Source organism: Chryseobacterium sp. (assembly GCF_008014695.1).
Classification (GTDB): domain Bacteria; phylum Bacteroidota; class Bacteroidia; order Flavobacteriales; family Weeksellaceae; genus Kaistella.
On the sequence record NZ_VOXE01000001.1, the window covers coordinates 891,575 to 907,314 of the forward strand.

21 protein-coding genes and 1 pseudogene are annotated in these 15,740 nt (G+C 41.5%); 9 read left to right on the plus strand and 13 right to left on the minus strand.

The window, feature by feature from the left end; genetic code table 11:
- Positions 1-56 precede the first annotated feature (56 nt).
- The 6 genes from FUA25_RS04255 to FUA25_RS04280 all read right to left on the minus strand — a co-directional run bounded on the left by FUA25_RS04255 (position 57) and on the right by FUA25_RS04280 (position 4,871).
- Positions 57-2,051, minus strand: a complete 1,995-nt coding sequence (locus FUA25_RS04255; RefSeq protein WP_147755636.1) for a S9 family peptidase — start codon at positions 2,049-2,051, stop codon at positions 57-59.
- Positions 2,052-2,086: 35 nt separating this feature from the next.
- Positions 2,087-2,575 (minus strand): PH domain-containing protein, encoded by a 489-nt coding sequence (locus FUA25_RS04260; RefSeq protein WP_147755637.1) that lies wholly within the window; start codon positions 2,573-2,575, stop codon positions 2,087-2,089.
- Positions 2,576-2,597: 22 nt separating this feature from the next.
- The gene (locus FUA25_RS04265; protein ID WP_147755638.1) at positions 2,598-2,942 is read right to left on the minus strand and encodes a phage holin family protein; all 345 of its coding nucleotides are present in this window, start codon (positions 2,940-2,942) and stop codon (positions 2,598-2,600) included.
- An 11-nt stretch (positions 2,943-2,953) separates the two neighbouring features.
- On the minus strand, positions 2,954-3,421 hold the full coding sequence (locus FUA25_RS04270; protein WP_147755639.1) for a DUF2147 domain-containing protein: 468 nt from the start codon (positions 3,419-3,421) through the stop codon (positions 2,954-2,956).
- Between the two features lie 77 nt (positions 3,422-3,498).
- The gene (locus FUA25_RS04275; protein ID WP_147755640.1) at positions 3,499-3,948 is read right to left on the minus strand and encodes a hypothetical protein; all 450 of its coding nucleotides are present in this window, start codon (positions 3,946-3,948) and stop codon (positions 3,499-3,501) included.
- A 371-nt stretch (positions 3,949-4,319) separates the two neighbouring features.
- Positions 4,320-4,871, minus strand: a complete 552-nt coding sequence (locus FUA25_RS04280) for a hypothetical protein (protein ID WP_147755641.1) — start codon at positions 4,869-4,871, stop codon at positions 4,320-4,322.
- Between the two features lie 202 nt (positions 4,872-5,073).
- Here FUA25_RS04280 and FUA25_RS04285 point away from each other — a divergent pair, with 202 nt between their 5' ends.
- The gene (locus FUA25_RS04285) at positions 5,074-5,502 is read left to right on the plus strand and encodes a hypothetical protein (protein ID WP_147755642.1); all 429 of its coding nucleotides are present in this window, start codon (positions 5,074-5,076) and stop codon (positions 5,500-5,502) included.
- Positions 5,503-5,652: 150 nt separating this feature from the next.
- Here FUA25_RS04285 and FUA25_RS04290 read toward each other — a convergent pair whose 3' ends face one another.
- From FUA25_RS04290 to FUA25_RS04315, 7 genes and pseudogenes are all read right to left on the minus strand, one after another.
- The gene (locus FUA25_RS04290) at positions 5,653-5,997 is read right to left on the minus strand and encodes a hypothetical protein (RefSeq protein WP_147755643.1); all 345 of its coding nucleotides are present in this window, start codon (positions 5,995-5,997) and stop codon (positions 5,653-5,655) included.
- A 198-nt stretch (positions 5,998-6,195) separates the two neighbouring features.
- Positions 6,196-6,318, minus strand: a complete 123-nt coding sequence (locus FUA25_RS13380) for a hypothetical protein (RefSeq protein WP_262712203.1) — start codon at positions 6,316-6,318, stop codon at positions 6,196-6,198.
- Positions 6,309-6,749 (minus strand): hypothetical protein, encoded by a 441-nt coding sequence (locus FUA25_RS04295; protein WP_147755644.1) that lies wholly within the window; start codon positions 6,747-6,749, stop codon positions 6,309-6,311. The genes FUA25_RS13380 and FUA25_RS04295 overlap by 10 nt, the downstream gene beginning before the upstream one ends.
- A gap of 196 nt (positions 6,750-6,945) precedes the next feature.
- Positions 6,946-7,124, minus strand: a pseudogene (locus FUA25_RS13440) (RHS repeat-associated core domain-containing protein); the annotation flags it as partial.
- A gap of 61 nt (positions 7,125-7,185) precedes the next feature.
- Entirely contained in the window at positions 7,186-7,620 is a 435-nt protein-coding gene (locus tag FUA25_RS04305) for a hypothetical protein (protein ID WP_147755646.1), read from the minus strand.
- Positions 7,621-7,716: 96 nt separating this feature from the next.
- The gene (locus FUA25_RS04310) at positions 7,717-8,292 is read right to left on the minus strand and encodes a hypothetical protein (RefSeq protein ID WP_147755647.1); all 576 of its coding nucleotides are present in this window, start codon (positions 8,290-8,292) and stop codon (positions 7,717-7,719) included.
- Between the two features lie 90 nt (positions 8,293-8,382).
- Complete coding sequence (locus tag FUA25_RS04315) at positions 8,383-9,081, minus strand: hypothetical protein (RefSeq protein ID WP_147755648.1); 699 nt, start codon at positions 9,079-9,081, stop codon at positions 8,383-8,385.
- Positions 9,082-9,982: 901 nt separating this feature from the next.
- On the opposite strand from FUA25_RS04315, the gene FUA25_RS04320 reads away from it, so the two are divergent.
- The 8 genes from FUA25_RS04320 to FUA25_RS04350 form a co-directional block, all read left to right on the plus strand.
- The gene (locus FUA25_RS04320; protein WP_147755649.1) at positions 9,983-10,735 is read left to right on the plus strand and encodes a hypothetical protein; all 753 of its coding nucleotides are present in this window, start codon (positions 9,983-9,985) and stop codon (positions 10,733-10,735) included.
- Positions 10,722-11,138, plus strand: coding sequence for a DUF5675 family protein (locus tag FUA25_RS04325; RefSeq protein WP_228411639.1), 417 nt, complete (start codon positions 10,722-10,724; stop codon positions 11,136-11,138). The genes FUA25_RS04320 and FUA25_RS04325 overlap by 14 nt, the downstream gene beginning before the upstream one ends.
- Positions 11,139-11,148: 10 nt before the next feature.
- Positions 11,149-11,361, plus strand: a complete 213-nt coding sequence (locus tag FUA25_RS04330; RefSeq protein WP_147755650.1) for a hypothetical protein — start codon at positions 11,149-11,151, stop codon at positions 11,359-11,361.
- Entirely contained in the window at positions 11,354-11,554 is a 201-nt protein-coding gene (locus tag FUA25_RS04335) for a hypothetical protein (RefSeq protein WP_147755651.1), read from the plus strand. Before FUA25_RS04330 ends, FUA25_RS04335 begins: the two co-directional genes overlap by 8 nt.
- A complete protein-coding gene (locus tag FUA25_RS13320; RefSeq protein WP_228411640.1) occupies positions 11,542-11,679 on the plus strand; it encodes a hypothetical protein in 138 nt (45 codons plus the stop codon). The genes FUA25_RS04335 and FUA25_RS13320 overlap by 13 nt, the downstream gene beginning before the upstream one ends.
- Positions 11,680-12,149: 470 nt before the next feature.
- Positions 12,150-12,509: a hypothetical protein gene (locus tag FUA25_RS04340; RefSeq protein WP_147755652.1), complete on the plus strand. Its 360-nt coding sequence runs from the start codon at positions 12,150-12,152 to the stop codon at positions 12,507-12,509.
- Between the two features lie 105 nt (positions 12,510-12,614).
- The gene (locus tag FUA25_RS04345) at positions 12,615-13,982 is read left to right on the plus strand and encodes a TolC family protein (RefSeq protein WP_147755653.1); all 1,368 of its coding nucleotides are present in this window, start codon (positions 12,615-12,617) and stop codon (positions 13,980-13,982) included.
- A 9-nt stretch (positions 13,983-13,991) separates the two neighbouring features.
- On the plus strand, positions 13,992-15,740 hold a 1,749-nt coding region (locus tag FUA25_RS04350), incomplete at its 3' end, for an efflux RND transporter permease subunit (RefSeq protein WP_147755654.1).

Consider the following 15,740-nt stretch of genomic DNA (forward strand, 5'->3'; position numbering starts at 1 on the left):
TGTACCATTTTAAATATGCATAAAAATTGCGGCCGAAAAAATCCGACCGCAGAATATTATAAAGTTTCTTTTAACCAGCCAAAGAACTCGCGCTGCCAGACCAAAGCGTTCTGGGGGTGCAATACCCAGTGGTTTTCGTTCGGGAAATAGAGGAATTTTGTTTTCAGTCCGTGGAGCTTGGCTGCCTGAAAGGCTTCCTGGCCCTGCTCGTACGGCACGCGATAATCAATCCCGCCCTGCACGATCATGATCGGCGTGTTCCATCGGTCGACATAATTTGAAGGATTGAACTCCGTGTATGCTTTCGGGAGCGGCTTATCGGTCGGTTTCCCGAGGTCCCAGTTCGCAAACCAGAGCTCTTCGGTGGTTCCGTACCATGATTTCATATCAAACAGTCCATCGTGGGCGATAAAGGTTTTGAAACGGTTGTTGTGGATTCCGGCCAGCATGAAGACGCTGTAGCCGCCGTAGCTTGCGCCTACGGCACCCATCCGGTCCGCATCCACATACGGTAAAGTCTTGGCAAAGTCGGTGGCTGCGAGGTAATCCCTCATCGGCTGGCCGCCCCAGTCCTTTGAGATGTCTTCATTCCAGGCGGTTCCCCAACCCGGCATTCCGCGGCGGTTCGGCGCGACCACGATGTATCCGTTGGCTGCAATAAGGGCGAGGTTCCATCTTGTGGAGAAAAACTGGGTGAGGGCAGACTGAGGACCTCCCTGACAGTATAAAAGCGTCGGATATTTTTTGGCCGGGTCGAAATCCGGAGGATAAACGAACCAGACGCCCATCTCCTTGCCGTCGGTGGTTTTCACCATTTTCAGTTCGGTTCTGGAAGGGGTTATTCTGGAATAATTTTCTTTATTGATATCCGTCACCTGCTTCATCGCGCCATTTTTCACGTCCACCGAAAAGAGGTCGGCATTGTGATTCATGTCGGTACGGGTGACGAGCAAAGTATTCTTCTCCTGGGCTACAATTTCATTCACATCAAAATTCCCTTTGGTGATCTGCACCACTCTTGAATTTTTGGGATTGAGGGAAAAGAGCTGCTTTGTCCCGCGGAAGGGCGTGGTGAAATAGACCGTTCTGGAATCCTGAGCCCAGAAGACGTCACCGGCCACGCTTTCGTCCCAGTCTTTCGTGAGATTGGTGACCTGACGCGATTTCCAGTCCATGATCTTTACGTCATTCTTGTCCGCTTCATAGCCGTCCCTTTCCATTGACTGCCAGGACAAGGTTTTGCCGTCCGGAGAGAATTTCGGGGAAACATCATAGCCTTTATTGCTTGCCGTGATGTTCTCTGTGGTTCCTGAATTCAGGTCGTAGGCAAAGATATCCGTATTTGTGGACTGGGCATATTCTGCGCCGGTCAAGGGTTTGGTTACATACAGGAGCTTTGAGGAATCAGGACTCCAGATAAAATCCTCAGCGCCACCGAAAGGCCGCTGCGGCGAATCCCAGGCTTTGCCTTCGAGGAGGTCTTTGGCTTTTCCGACCTCATCTGCAGTATTCACGACAAAAACGTGGTTGTATTTCCCTTCGCTGAAATAATCCCAGTGGCGGTGATTCAGGTCGGTATAAATATGAGCCGTCGCATTTGGAGTGTCGGCATATTTGTCTTTCGCCATGACTATTTCGACGAGAACCTGTCTGCTGAAGGCCACTTTCTTCCCATCCGGGGAAATGACGATATTATCTGCTTCCCCAACCGTGTAAAATTCTGTCCATGTTTTTCCGGCATCTTTGGATAGAAAGATCTTTTCGCCTTCCTGCGCATAGATCCCGTTTGCATCCCACTGGATGAGGGATTTCTTCCCAAGATCGATTCCGGTGGATTCCGCACTGTGAATGTTGAAAAAGTACGAATTTTTATTATTTTTCTCCGTCTTCAGATCGGTTTTGCCGATGCTGTAGATCAGAGCCGACTGGTCCGGAGACACGGCGGTAACGCCGAGTTTGTTCAGCGTCCAGAGCGTTTCGGGCGTCATCACCTGCTGTGCATTCATGAGAAAAGGCGCAGCGAGTGCCGCGAGCGTATGTTTTAATTTCATTTGAAAGTAGAATTTGATCTTACAAATATAGCCATTTAATGAAATGTGGCCTTCATGTTCAGGATCTCATCGATAAAGCCGTCCGGATCCTCCGGCGACACCATATAGACTTTGCCAGTTTTCAATGTAATCTTTACCTTTTTCCTGATGTTGGTGACATACCAGACGTCGTTCCCGTTGAAATAGCCGAAGTATCCAAAGACGCCGCCGACGCCGAAAGTTCGGATGTTAAAGCCCACTTTTTCATAGCGTTCGACACGGGTGATGCTTACGACGGGAAATACGATGTTCACAAACGTGTTTTTAACCATGACTTTGCCGTCACCCACCGAAATTTTGGGAATCATTAAATACGCTGTAACGGTCGCGGCAACCAAAACGACTGCCGGAATCAAGACCAACGCCATTTCCCCTTTTTCACCAAAAAAAAGTAATGTTGCTACGACCCCGGCGCAGATCACGCCGAATATCACAGAATACACCGCAGTTGCGCGGTCCATTCCGGCAGTTGGAAAAGCTTTCATCAGAAAATGGTTCAGATTCAGATCAGTCTGCCTTTGAGATCACTGAATCCAAAAGGGAGGTGATGAGGGAGAGCGCAATGCTGAAAAGGAAGGCCCACCAGAAGCCGTCGATGTTCATGCCGTCAATAAAATAATCGGCGATGAGGATGACGAGGGCATTGATGACGAGGGAAAAGAGCCCGAGCGTAATGATCGTGAGGGGCAAGCCCAATATCTTTAATATCGGTGTTACGATCATGTTGAGGACGGCCAGGACAATGGCGAAGATCAATGCGGTGGCAAAGCCGTCGATGTGGACGCCGGAAAGGATCTTGGTGAGAAAAAACGCCACTACGGCGGTTACAAGAAGTCTGATGATTAAGTTCATGATTTATGGTTTTAGAGTTTGCTTAAGGCGGTAAGGGTGGTCTTGGTAAAAGTCATGGTCTTGCCGATCCATTTGTATTTCCAGTAGCCGCGAACCTTGAGGAGGCCGTTTGCCGTAATGGTCGCCGCAGAGTCCCAGTAGCGGCCGGAAGAGGCATCGTAGATCCTTCCTTTTTCCCAGGAATTAAGTCTGGAATTGTACTGCAGGCCGTCGAGGATCTCCATGCCGATGATCTTTCTTTTGCGGAGGTCCGGATCCGGATTCTCGGTATCGTGGCGCTGGTGGAGCGGTTTGCCGCTTCCCATTGTTTCGTCGAACCAGAGAACCTTTGCGCGGTAATCGCCGTCTTTTTTGAATATCTCTACGGCGACGTTCCGGTCGGTAGAGAGCCATTTCCCGAGCAGGGCATCCGCCCTGGACTGGGCACCGGCCGCTGAACAGAAAAGGAAAAAAAAGAAAAAGAAGGTTTTATGAATCATGGGTTTAGGTATGCAATCCTTTTGCCATACCAAACAAACTTACGAATTTTTGAATAAAGATAAATTGGTTTGGTAGTTTAAAGTCCTATAATCCTTCCATCACGATACCAATTTTGCTTAGTTGCTAATTGCAGATCAAAAAGATCATTATTTAATTGTTCGTTATTATAATGGGAAAGTATTTTCTGAATTTGACTTAAAATCTCAATTCCATTTTTCTTTTTGAAAAAATACTTTTCAATCCTGTTATCTTTATTTATTTTCACTAGTACTAACGACTCCCTATTGTAATCTCTTATTTTTGAATAGGAAATTTTCTCAATTTTAATTAAATCTTCTTTTTCTACCTGATAATTAACTGTCGGGAAATCGTTTTCATTCGGTTTCCTATTTGTAAGAATGATTATTGGATGTGGAGCGTCCTGTGATCCTAAATATCTTACAGTTATTTGATCAACATTAATATTTTCGGTTTCTTTTTTAGAACAGCCTAAAAATATCACTAAAACTATGAGCAAATTTTTCATATTCTATTTTTTTAACCACCAATATCTATGTGCATACTCCTTACTTTTTAACGGCATTAATAATGAATGACCATTTGAGTAAACATTGAAGCCGTAAGTAACTGTGTGTAAAACATGAGCTCCACTGCTGTTAAAGCCGACCAATGACAATTCAGCTCTCCAGCCTATATTACAACTTGTTGCAGCTCTCAAAGGCGTATCTGTAAAAATATGTTGATTTCCTTGTTTTATCTGAGGATGGTCAATATAATCACGCTTGGCATAATAAAATGCACCTTTATTCTCATATGGTAAATATATTTAAAGATAAAACATTAATAATCCGGTGTAAAGGCCTAATGTTTAGGCAAGATAAACTCCCGGTGACCCTTTTATTCTTCATCTTCCACATTTTCATATTTATAATCTGTAAGCACTAATATTCCAAAATATTTCCATTCAAATTCATCCTCGTAATTAACTCTTATGATTAATCTCTTTTTTGTTTTTTGAAGTATGTCTATAGATTTAATTATTTTGTGGTGTGAAGGATATCTTCCATCTCCATATGGCGAGGTAGCTTTAAAACTATTAGAGCTTTCTCTTGTTAAAACAAATCCATCAAATATGCCCAATTTTATTTCCTCCTTTGATTTAAAGTTTTGATCCTTCAAGCATAATATTGTCTTAAAGATTTTATTTGCCTCATCATACCTGTACAATATTTCTTTATCAGAATCATATTTTAAGTGCTCATATTTCATTTTTGAAGTATCCTGCTTAAAATAATCAAATATGCCTACATCAATCTTTTCAGTGTTAAGCAATTCTGACTTATAGGTCACTACGATTGGTTCATAAAATTCCAATATTTGTCCTTTTATGTTTCCTATAAAACATACTATTAAAATATGTATCATTATTTTCTTTTCAATTTGTTCCATTACTTCTCTTTTACTTTAAACAAGCTGTTGTGTGGGCGAAATTATTTTTTGGCGTCGATGATTGTGTAATATAACTCCTTATGAATGAATGTTGAAAATAGAAAAAGTAACATTTGATTATTACGATAAAATTGTATATCAAATATCTTTAAAATATAGAGATAAATTAAATTTTTTTATCTGACATGATTATATTGTATCTATGAAATACAACATAATAATTTTAACTGCCTTCTTGTTGTTAAACTGCAGTTTCAATAGTACAAGAAAAAATAAGGAAGAAGATAAAATAGATGCGGAAAATATAACTAAACAATTTTATTCAATCTTAAATAAAAGTGATACAAGGGAATTATACCAATTATTTGGTGAAAAATTTTTTAATATCACCAGCAAAAAGCAGTTAGAAAAAATGCTATATGATATTAGCACAGAATGTGGCAGTAAAGTAACTAATACTAAATTGAAAAAATGGGAAACTTTTGTATCTAATGGTACAGATAGCCGCTCAGAATACGTATTGCTATATATAGTACAAAGAAATATCAAAAACACCGAAGAAAAAATAACATTAGAAAAAGAAAATGGCAATATTAAAATTGTTGGATATGATGTTACTTTAGCGAAGTAACCTGCAATTTTAAAAAGTGTTACTTTAATTGGTTAATGATTTATTTTTTCTTGCAGTGTCAAAAAAATTATGTTTTAAAATCAGATTTCCTCTAAAAATATATTCTATCGAATCTCCTTGTTTTTTAGAAGGAGTAATATTTTTATTCAATTAGTACTTATAAGCTTTTACTTCTCCATTTCTGTAGATATAGATACTGTCTTTACCTTTTTCCTTTACGATACTGTCGTTCTTGCGAAAACGGCGATGTTCATACATATTAAATTCTAATTTATTTTTATTCTTTAAAATTAAAATAGACACTCCGTGATTAGAATAGTCCCTATAAATACTATCAATTTTACCAGAAAAAGATACCTTTATGTTCTTTTCTTTAATTCTTTCAGGCTCTTTTCTTCGATAATCTTTATAAAAAAAATATCCAATAGCAACCATACATAAAGCTATTGCTCCAAATATTTTAAATCCTAAATCTCTACCTATCACTTTCTCCAATTCTTTTAATAGGGTTAATATATGTTGTTCCGATTTGTCCAGTAGCTCCTACAGAAAGTTTCGGTCTTTTCAAAAAATTCCAAATACCAGCAGAAACGCTTGCTCCTCCCATTGAGACATTCCCATTTTCTGTTTTTCTTGTCTCTCCATAGTTTCCAGAAACTGGACCCACTCCTCCAGAGACATTCCAGTAATTAGCTAATAAATTCGCAGTGGATCCACCACTCCCCATCTTCCAATATCCGGCATATAGAACCTTGCGCCGTAATCGTAAATGACTGTTTCCTGGTTCTTTGCCGTTGAACTTGTAATTATATGCATTCCATTGTAGGAAAATATTCTGAAAATGTTACACTCCATTTATTATCAAATCCTCCGTTAATAATAATGTAATCAATTTCTTTTTTTAAATTAAACTTCATACTTTCTTTTTTCTTAGATGTAATCTTTATCTTTGCCTCACTTTTAGGAATTCTAATTTGTCTATATCCACAGGTGTAGTTTTCAAAATTATAACTTTTACCATTTATAGTAATAACATCGTCAATAAAAGCAGCGTTATTAAAAAATAATAAGACTTCGTCATCTTTTTTAAGAAATTTATTTGGAATATTTTCCAAATAAGATTTATATGCAGCACTATCTGTTGCTGTGGCTTTCGTTTTATCCTGATAATAAAAATCAATATTATCTTGTGCGGAGCAACTATGGTTGGTCAGTAAAACCATTATTAAAAAAAATGCTATTTTCATTATTTTTTATTTTGAGGTAGTCTATATGCATTAGCCTTAACAGTTTCTTCCATAAATAATACATTCTATCATTACCCTCTGCAGAAACCCCAAGTGTATTGCTTTTACCTAAGCTTGTATAACCTTCAACTTCTTTGTCTGTGTCTTTCCATTCTATTTTATTTGTTCCATTCTTTTGATACCAATCTGTTCCCTGTCTTCCATCGGGATCAATAAACCTTATTGGATTGTTAAAAGCATAATTGTAAGGACTGTGAAGAGTCATTTTTTCCGTCAGCGGATCCACGCCCCCCCATCTCCCTATATCCGGCATATAGAACCTTGCGCCATAATCGTACATGCCTGTTTCCTGAAGTTCTTGCCGTTGTACTTGTAAAAATCAATACCGTTGATTTTGTGAGGGGTATTACTTATCTATTATACAAAGCTTAGAAAACTACCAACACTCTTTAAAAAAAGAATAATTAGCTCTTAAGTCTTTTGCTAAATCTCCCTTTTCATCGTAGTAATATATATTTTTACCATTTTCTTTTATAATCCAAGCTTTTAAACTAAAATCTGCATAAACTGTATCATTGCCTTTTTTATGAGGTATAATAAAGCAATAGTTATGATTTTTAAACAACTTTGAATTAGTTTGTGGTAACTTTTGCACTAAGTTTTTAATTTCAAATTGGTCCTGAAACATTATCGCATGTTCCTGTACATTGTCCCAAAACATTTTCTCACCATAATCAACAAGATACTCTTCTGAATACATAAATTTAATTACTTTGGTCTCATTTTGATCTTTGACAGGAATTATTTTTTCTTTTTCCAGAGAAATTGCAGATAATAAAATGACGGAGAAAAAAAACAATATTGTTTTCATGGTTTAACGTTTATTGTATCTGATGTGGGTCCTGTTGTAATGACAGGAAATCCTTTATGAGTCTGAGCAATGCACCAAAAATTCCTAAAATCAAAACTACCATTTTTTGTCTTTTTCTGTGCAGATATTAACATGCAATTTACTGAATTTCAAACGACATGTTTCTTTAAAGAATATCGATATGCTATTTTTTTGGAAAGACAGCAGCAAAAATTCACTGATCACCAACAAGGTATAACGGTTATTATCCAGAACGTAAAATACATAATTCCTCTCATCACCATCATTTTTAATTTTATCTAGAGAAAATGTTATAATTCCTGCATTTTTTTCATCCTGCAAGTGCAGCAGCGATCGGCTGATGCTGCAATTCTTGCCCATTGTTGCAATACAGTCATCCATAACATCTGTTGGATATAACTTTGAGTTTTCATCGTTCATAATATTCAGAACTTTGCGCTTTTTTCCTAACACAATGGTGTCACAACTTTGCTTACTTTTTATGAGCAGAACTGATGATTTGGGATTGTAAAAATATTTTTTGGCTGCATAATTCCTCTTCGTCAACGCGATATCGTAGCGCTTTTCCTTCGCACCCTTTTCCAATAATGTGGTTTGGACTTTAGCAAGTTTGAGTTCAAATTCCTGACCATAAAAAAGTGAGGAAAACAAACATAAAATATTGTTATGGATCTCATTCTCATGACGTGGATTTGCATTTAAAAAGTCAATCTACCCACTTGCTGACCCGGTTACATTGCCTTATTTATTATAAAAGAATTTCTTTTTCGGACTTTCTATTGACAGATTATTAAAGGTCAGTTTTTTATTTTCAACAAATTCCCTGAGCAGTTTTTCGTCCTGTCTTATTTTCAAACTAAAATAATAATAATGATTGTCTTTCAACTGAAATGTTTCATTCGATCTAAAAATTTCATCGTAAATAAACTTATCTATATCTATACAGCCTTCAAATTCTTTTTTTTCCAATGGCTTAAAAACATGAATATTATCATTGATGGTTTTATACACTTCTACCCAGCCAAATGATTTGTTCAGTTTATTTTTCAATGGTAAGTACTGGTCTTTTCTTTTCCTAATCAGTTCATTATATAATTTTTCCCTCTTAATAAAGACAGAGTCAATAGGGGATTCAAGACTTTGAATAAAAACTTCAACAATATTATCGTTCTCATCATAGATTAATACCCGGGGAGCAAACAAATTTTGGCTATTATCGCTAAAAAAAGCATTACTATATGAATATTCTTCCGGATCATAATAAGTTTCGAAATCTGAAGGATTTAACACTAAATTCTGCTCCTGATTCAAAGCATTTTGAATGCTATATGCAATAAAAAGCTTACTATCAATTTGTTTAAAACTTTCAACTGTTATTTTAAAACCTTGTGAACTAATTAGAACAGATAATAGAATAAGTAAAAAATTCAGTATTTTCATTTAGTTATTATTAATTTTTAAATCGCATAAAAAGCTTATCATTTTTATCATAGTTTGCAGCTGCTGACCATCAGCAGTATACCAACCAATACTATATAATTTTTTATCATTCTACTTTTCAGTTTTTCCGGTAGGTGCAGTTGTTTTTTCATTGCGATGGATGATCTCATTTCCGGGATAAATATACCGGAAATTATTTTTGCGCGTATCGGTTTCCCAGCGAAAGTATTTCACTGATCGTTCTTTATTTTGACTATTTGCCACACCGAAGGATTGATGAGGGGAAGAGGGCGCAGCATCACAATGCAGAGGCTGATATTTAATACCTGAACCGCTTACATCCTGTGATGTCCTATCACCATAAGACCAACCACTAAGTGACTTTCACCTCCATCCGCCGAATAGTATCATTTTTCCTTCCAACAACTTTCTATTTCTTACCCTAAACTCAATACATTTTTAAAGTGGCTTTAAGTGGCACCAGGGTGGCTTTAGAGTGGGCTTTGGTATACTGAAGGGTACGGGGTGCGAGGTACGGGATTCGAGAGTAATGAACAAAGAAGCGAGGGCTAAAGTGTGGGTGCAAGATGGGGTTTTGTATGATGAGGTTGGTTAGGCGCCGGCTTGCCTTCCCGCAAGCACGGGTTAAGGTAGAACGGCATGCTTCGACGTCGTTACGCCTGCCCGCAATGACCGGCAGAAAGTTACGATATAGAACGAAAAAGATCCTTTTAGGAATGTTCGGGAGGAAAGTTCGTTTGCCGGCAATAACATCTTTAAACGGCTGTGCAACAGTATTTTATCTATTTTTATTTGCAATCTTTGTAGTGTGAATTCACTAAAAGGTCTGAAGGAATGAACCTTGAATCATTCCCAATATTCATTTTAAAATTTTATTACAATGGCACGACAAAGAAGTATTGTAAAATTAGAAGGCACGATCGGAGATCTTACTTTCTACAAAACTAAAGACGGCTACATTGCCAAAGAAAAAAGCAGTGTAAGTGCAGACCGGATCAGAAAAGACCCGGCATTCCAAAGAACCCGTGAAAACGGCGCCGAATTCGGAAGGGCCGGAAAGGCGGGAAAAGTCCTCAGAAGCTCCATCCGACAATTGCTGCAGAACGTTGCGGACAGCAGAATCGTAAGCCGGCTTACGAAGGAAATGGTCAAAGTGATCCAGATGGACGAAACCAATCCGCGGGGACTGAGGAACGTCATTGACGGGGAAGCGGAACTGCTCACCGGTTTCGACTTCAACCTCAACGCACAGCTCGGAAATTCGCTTTATGCTCCATGGGAATGGACGCTGGACCGCGCCACCGGAGATGCAGGAATTACCATGGCTCCGTTCAGCCCAAGCAGCATGATCGCGGCACCGGGCGGTACCACGCATTTCAAAATCGTTGCAGCTGCAATGGAGATCGATTTCGAAAACGAGAAATCCGTTACCGTGAACGCAGAGACTGCGGTGCTGGCCTGGAATACGACGCAGACCGCACCGGTGAACCTTGCCCTGCAACTGCCGGCAGATTCGACACATCCACTGTTCCTGGTACTGGGGATCGAATTCTACCAGGAGGTTAATTCGGTACAGTACCCGCTCCGAAACGGTGCTTACAACGCACTGAAGATCATTGATGTCCAAGGATAAGATGGAACTTATCCTTAACAGGAAATATTTCCCTCACGGAACCAATGGGGAACTCTTCTTTAACGGCAATAAGATCTGCAACACAATCGAACTGCCCTGGAAAGCAAACCAGCGAAGGGTCTCCTGCATCCCGGAGGGTAAATATCTCATCAGGAAGCGTTTCAGCGTCAAATACAAATGGCATCTAGAGGTGACAGGCGTTAAAAGCAGGGACGCCATCCTGTTTCACCCATTCAATGACGCGCTGAAGGAAAGCAAAGGATGCATCGCACCCGTAACGGCCATTACGGGGGAAGGAAAAGGCCGCCAATCGAGGCTGGCCTCAGAACGACTGAAAGAGATCCTCTACCCGCTGCTCGAGCGCGGATTTGTGATCCGTCTTATTATCCAACAATCAACTTAAAACAATTGTTATGAAAAAGATCATCGAAAGGGCGCAAGCGCCCACTCCAAAGTTCTTTAAAACAGTGCGGAATATCGGCCTTGTGCTGACGGCAGTGAGCGGAGTGCTCGCCACTGCCCCCGTTGCGCTACCAGCCGCAGTAGTGACCCTGGCGGGTTACCTTACAGTAGCCGGTGGCATTGCAAGTGCCGTGAGCCAGACGGCCGTTTACCGGGATGATTAACGGACCCCTCATTGACCATTCCACGAAAGTGAGCACTGCTTTTGGAATCCTCCTCACGATTGCGGTAAACATCAGGCAGGAGGATCTGGTAAAGACTGCCATCCTCGCCGCTGTAGGCGGTGCATCCAGTTTTTTAGGCACGATGCTGCTTAAATACCTGATCGGCAGGATCAGAAGGATGTGGCAAAAATAGCAGAATATTTAGGGGAAGAGCCTTCCGGAAACGGAGGGCTTTTTTTTGTGCTGTGCGGGATGCGAGGAAGGGTTGCTTCTTCTGCGTTCCGCCGCCTCGCAATGACCGTGTGCTACCTCCAGTGACCAACCATCAATGAAAAAATACACGGTACTGCTCATCTAGTTCCGAACATGGCCCATCCCAAAACTGTCTGCTCCATTTTTTTCCGCATCCCTGGAATGGGTGGCGGGGAGCTGCTGCCTTTATTCAAGAACTGCGAGAGTAAATAATAGCTGCGCTGCGGCTGGCGTTGCCTGAGGGCTTTGCCCGAAGGCAAGGAAAGCATTGCATCATTCAAATTATAGACACTTGGTGGATTGCTGTGAGGGAATGCAGTACTTCGCCAGATCATTAAAGGCGTGCGGAATGGAGGAACCCCCTGCTGCAGTGGAAGGAGCCTATAATTTTATTATGTAATTTGCTGTGGCCTGAAAGGTGTAAAAAGATTTTCACTGCCTCCCGTAGCATAAAAAATGTTAATATTTTTCTCACATGAATTTAAACCGCTACTTTTGCGTCAGTGAATATTCAGAAGTCATCCATGCATCATAAAATGAGAACCCTTTTCGGAGTGGTTTTCATGCTCTGCATTCTGATTTCATCTTGTGCCGTAAAATTTAGCATTAAAAATATTCTGAACCTGGAGACCACTTCCAGAACCCATTCACCCGCAGGCAAATTCACTGGCAACGGCTCTGGTTCGCAGTGCAATTTCTGTAAGGAGCACGAGATCATCGCCAAAAGCGAAACAAAACTCTCGGCTACGGCCTTACGCGACCTGGCTGCATTCACCTTTATCATTCTCGGAGGGGCTTTTATGCTTCTCAAAATCCAAAAGCATCCTGTTTACGACTCTGCTCGAATTGGTCATGCCATCCCTATTTTTCTACAGTACCGCAAACTTATCATTTGATTATTAAAATTTGAATATTCTGCTCTCAGGCGCAGAAATCCATTGTTTTAATAAATATTAATCCTTTACCGGCATCACGTCCGGTAAAACTGATGATTTCAAAAAATGATAAGAAAAACTCTAATGATCATGCTCTTCGGAGTGATCATCCTTAATGCTAATCTCTTCGCCCAAAACCAACACATGCTGCGGCAGATATGGAGGGAGACAGAAGAAAATTACGCCGGAGCTATGGCAGCAGAAACTGCTGTCGCCGCCTCGGAACTTAAAGGCAAGGCGGTGAAGGCAAACGCTCTGCCACAGGTACGGATTCAGTACCAAAACACTTACGGAACCTTTGAAGGCAGCAGTGGGGGGTTTTTCCCCCAGCCCGGGACTTTTAATGTATCGGGAAACAGCAGTTCCGGCGCATCGGCTGTTGCCAATAATTTTGCCTCCGCTACCGCAGAATATGAACTGTATAATTTCGGACGGCAGAAAAGTGAGGAAAAGGCCGCTGCTTTTTTCACCGAAAAAGTAAAAACGGACCGCGAGGTCTATTTGTTAAAGCTGAAAAAAGAAGTCTCGCAACGATATCTGGACTGGATTTTCTACGGCTCAAAACTCAGCTGGGCGGAAAAAAATTCCCAGCGTTTGGCAGAAATTCATACCGTAAGTAAAGCGCTCTCCCGTTCGGGTCTTAAACCTGAAGCAGATTCCGCATTAACCTATTCTTCCTATGTTCAGGCTTTGGCCATGCAGGACAATCTGATGGGAAAATACAGGGCAGCCACCGAAAAACTCAAAGAATTCCTCCGGAGGGATCTGAATCCTGAGGATCTGGACGGAAATCAATTTCTGAATCCTGAAATGAACTTAGCGAAACACGATTCAGCTGTAAGCGAACATCCTTTTGTCCGTACCCTCCAGTATGAATCAGAATATTATCAGGCCAAAGCAGAGGCGCAGACAAAAGCTGCGCTGCCTTCCCTGAAAATGTTATCCGGTTATGCATACCGCGGAACAGGAATAAACCGCAGCGGTTATGCCTCAGGAACCTGGACCGACGGTTTTTCAAACTCCACCAACAATGTGCTGGTGGGATTGGGGATGACCTGGAACATCAGCAGTGTATATACGAACAGTCAGAAATCCGGCGCCCTGACTAAGGAAGCCGAACGCCTCGGCCACCTGCGTGATCAGTATCAGTTGGCACTTTCCGTGGAGCGCAAGGCCCTGCAGGAAAACCTTGCTGAAAAACAGAAAGAGCTCCTGAAAGAAGCCGGCGCCGTGAAAGCTGCGTCCCAGGCATACAAAATGTATGCGGCACGGTACAAAAGCGGTCTCATTACCCTTATCGAACTGTTACAGATCCGGACAATTCTTGAAAATACCGAAACCACTCAGCTTGAAGCTTCCAGAGAGTACTGGCAGCAGGTCATCAGCGAAGCCGAGCTTTCTGCAGATTTCGAATACCTGTTTAATAACCTTTAAATACTTATCATGAATATCATACGTTTTGCCCTGCGAAAGCCAATTGTCATTATGGTAATGGTTTTGGCGATCGGCATCCTTTCCTTCACAGCTATTAAAAAAATAAAAGTCGATATTTTTCCCGAGGTCGAACTGCCCTCCATGTACATTGCAATGCCTTACGGAGGTCTGTCCCCACAATATATGGACGGATTCATGTCCAACGAATTTCAGAAAGTATTGCTTTTTGTAAATGGCGTCAAAAATATAGACTTCAAAAGTGTCCAAGGATTAACCCTTATGAAACTCACCTTTTATCCCGGCACCGATATGGCGCAGGCCGCAGGCGAGGTGTCCACCCAAGTATCCCGGGCGATGGGGTTTTTGCCTACGGGTGCAGTACCGCCGATGGTGGTGCGCTTTGATGGAAATTCTCTGCCGGTCGGCCAACTGGTTTTTGAAAGCTCGACGCATTCGGTGACTGAACTTCAGACGATGGTACTGACAAAGATCCGACCCATGTTTGTAGAAATCCCCGGGATCACAGCACCAGCTCCTTTCGGCGGAAACATCCGCTCCATAGTCATCAATATCGATCCTGCTGCGATGCAGAGCAATGGCTTGAGTCCCGAAGAAATTACGCTGGCCATCACCAAAAGCAGCCATCCATCACCTGCCGGAAACATCAGGATCGGTGAAACCAATTATATGGCGCCTATCAATTCGATTGCGAAAGACCCATCTGAATTTCTTTCCATTCCTATTCAGACTGCGGACGGAAGGACTTTATATGTAGGCGATGTAGCCACCGTACAGGATGCCGCCGACCAAACCGTGGGATACGCGCTCATCAACGGGAAACGTTCCGTTTACCTTCCGGTGATTAAAAAAGCAGATGCATCTACCCTTACCGCAGTGGATCATCTCAAAAAAGCACTCCCGAAACTGAGAGACCAGCTTCCCGACGGGGTGAACGTCCGCTACGAATTTGATCAGTCCAAATACATTGAAAGATCACTTTCGAACCTGGTTCATGAAGGCATTTTAGGAGCAATCTTCACGGGATTGGTGATTATTCTATTTCTGGGTGATTTCAAGGGCGCACTTATCGTCGTCCTGACCATTCCGATTGCCATTTTAACTGCAGTATCGGCGCTCTATTTTGCCGGCTATACCATCAACATCATGACTTTAAGCGGTTTGGCACTTTCCATAGGAATACTTGTAGATGAAGCCACCGTTACCATCGAGAACATCCACCAGCATATGGAGATGGGCAAAAGCAAACCGAAAGCTATACTGGATGCGGTCCTCGAAATTTCAGTACCTAAACTGCTTATTTTACTATGCATCCTTGCCGTACTGACCCCAGCGTTTATCATGACCGGAATTCCGAAAGATATGTTCCTGCCCCTTTCTATGGCTGTAGCATTCGCAATGGCAGCCTCCTTTGTAGCCTCCCAGACCTTTGTTCCTATTCTGGCCAACTGGATGATGAAAAACAAACACACCGAAAAAAGATCCGGAAAAGACAGAAGCTTTTTCTATAAGTTCCGAACGGGTTACAGCCACCGCTTAAGAAAATGGTCAGGCAGGACTCTGGCATTATTTTCAGGATACATGATCCTGTGCGGACTGCTTATTTTCCTGATGATGAAATCACTCGGTACGGACATCATGCCGGTATCGGACAGTTCCGATTTTCAGATGAGAATTGATGCGCCGCAGGGAAGCCGTTTAGAGGTCAGTGAAAAACTGGTTAAAGGAATTCTGAAGGAT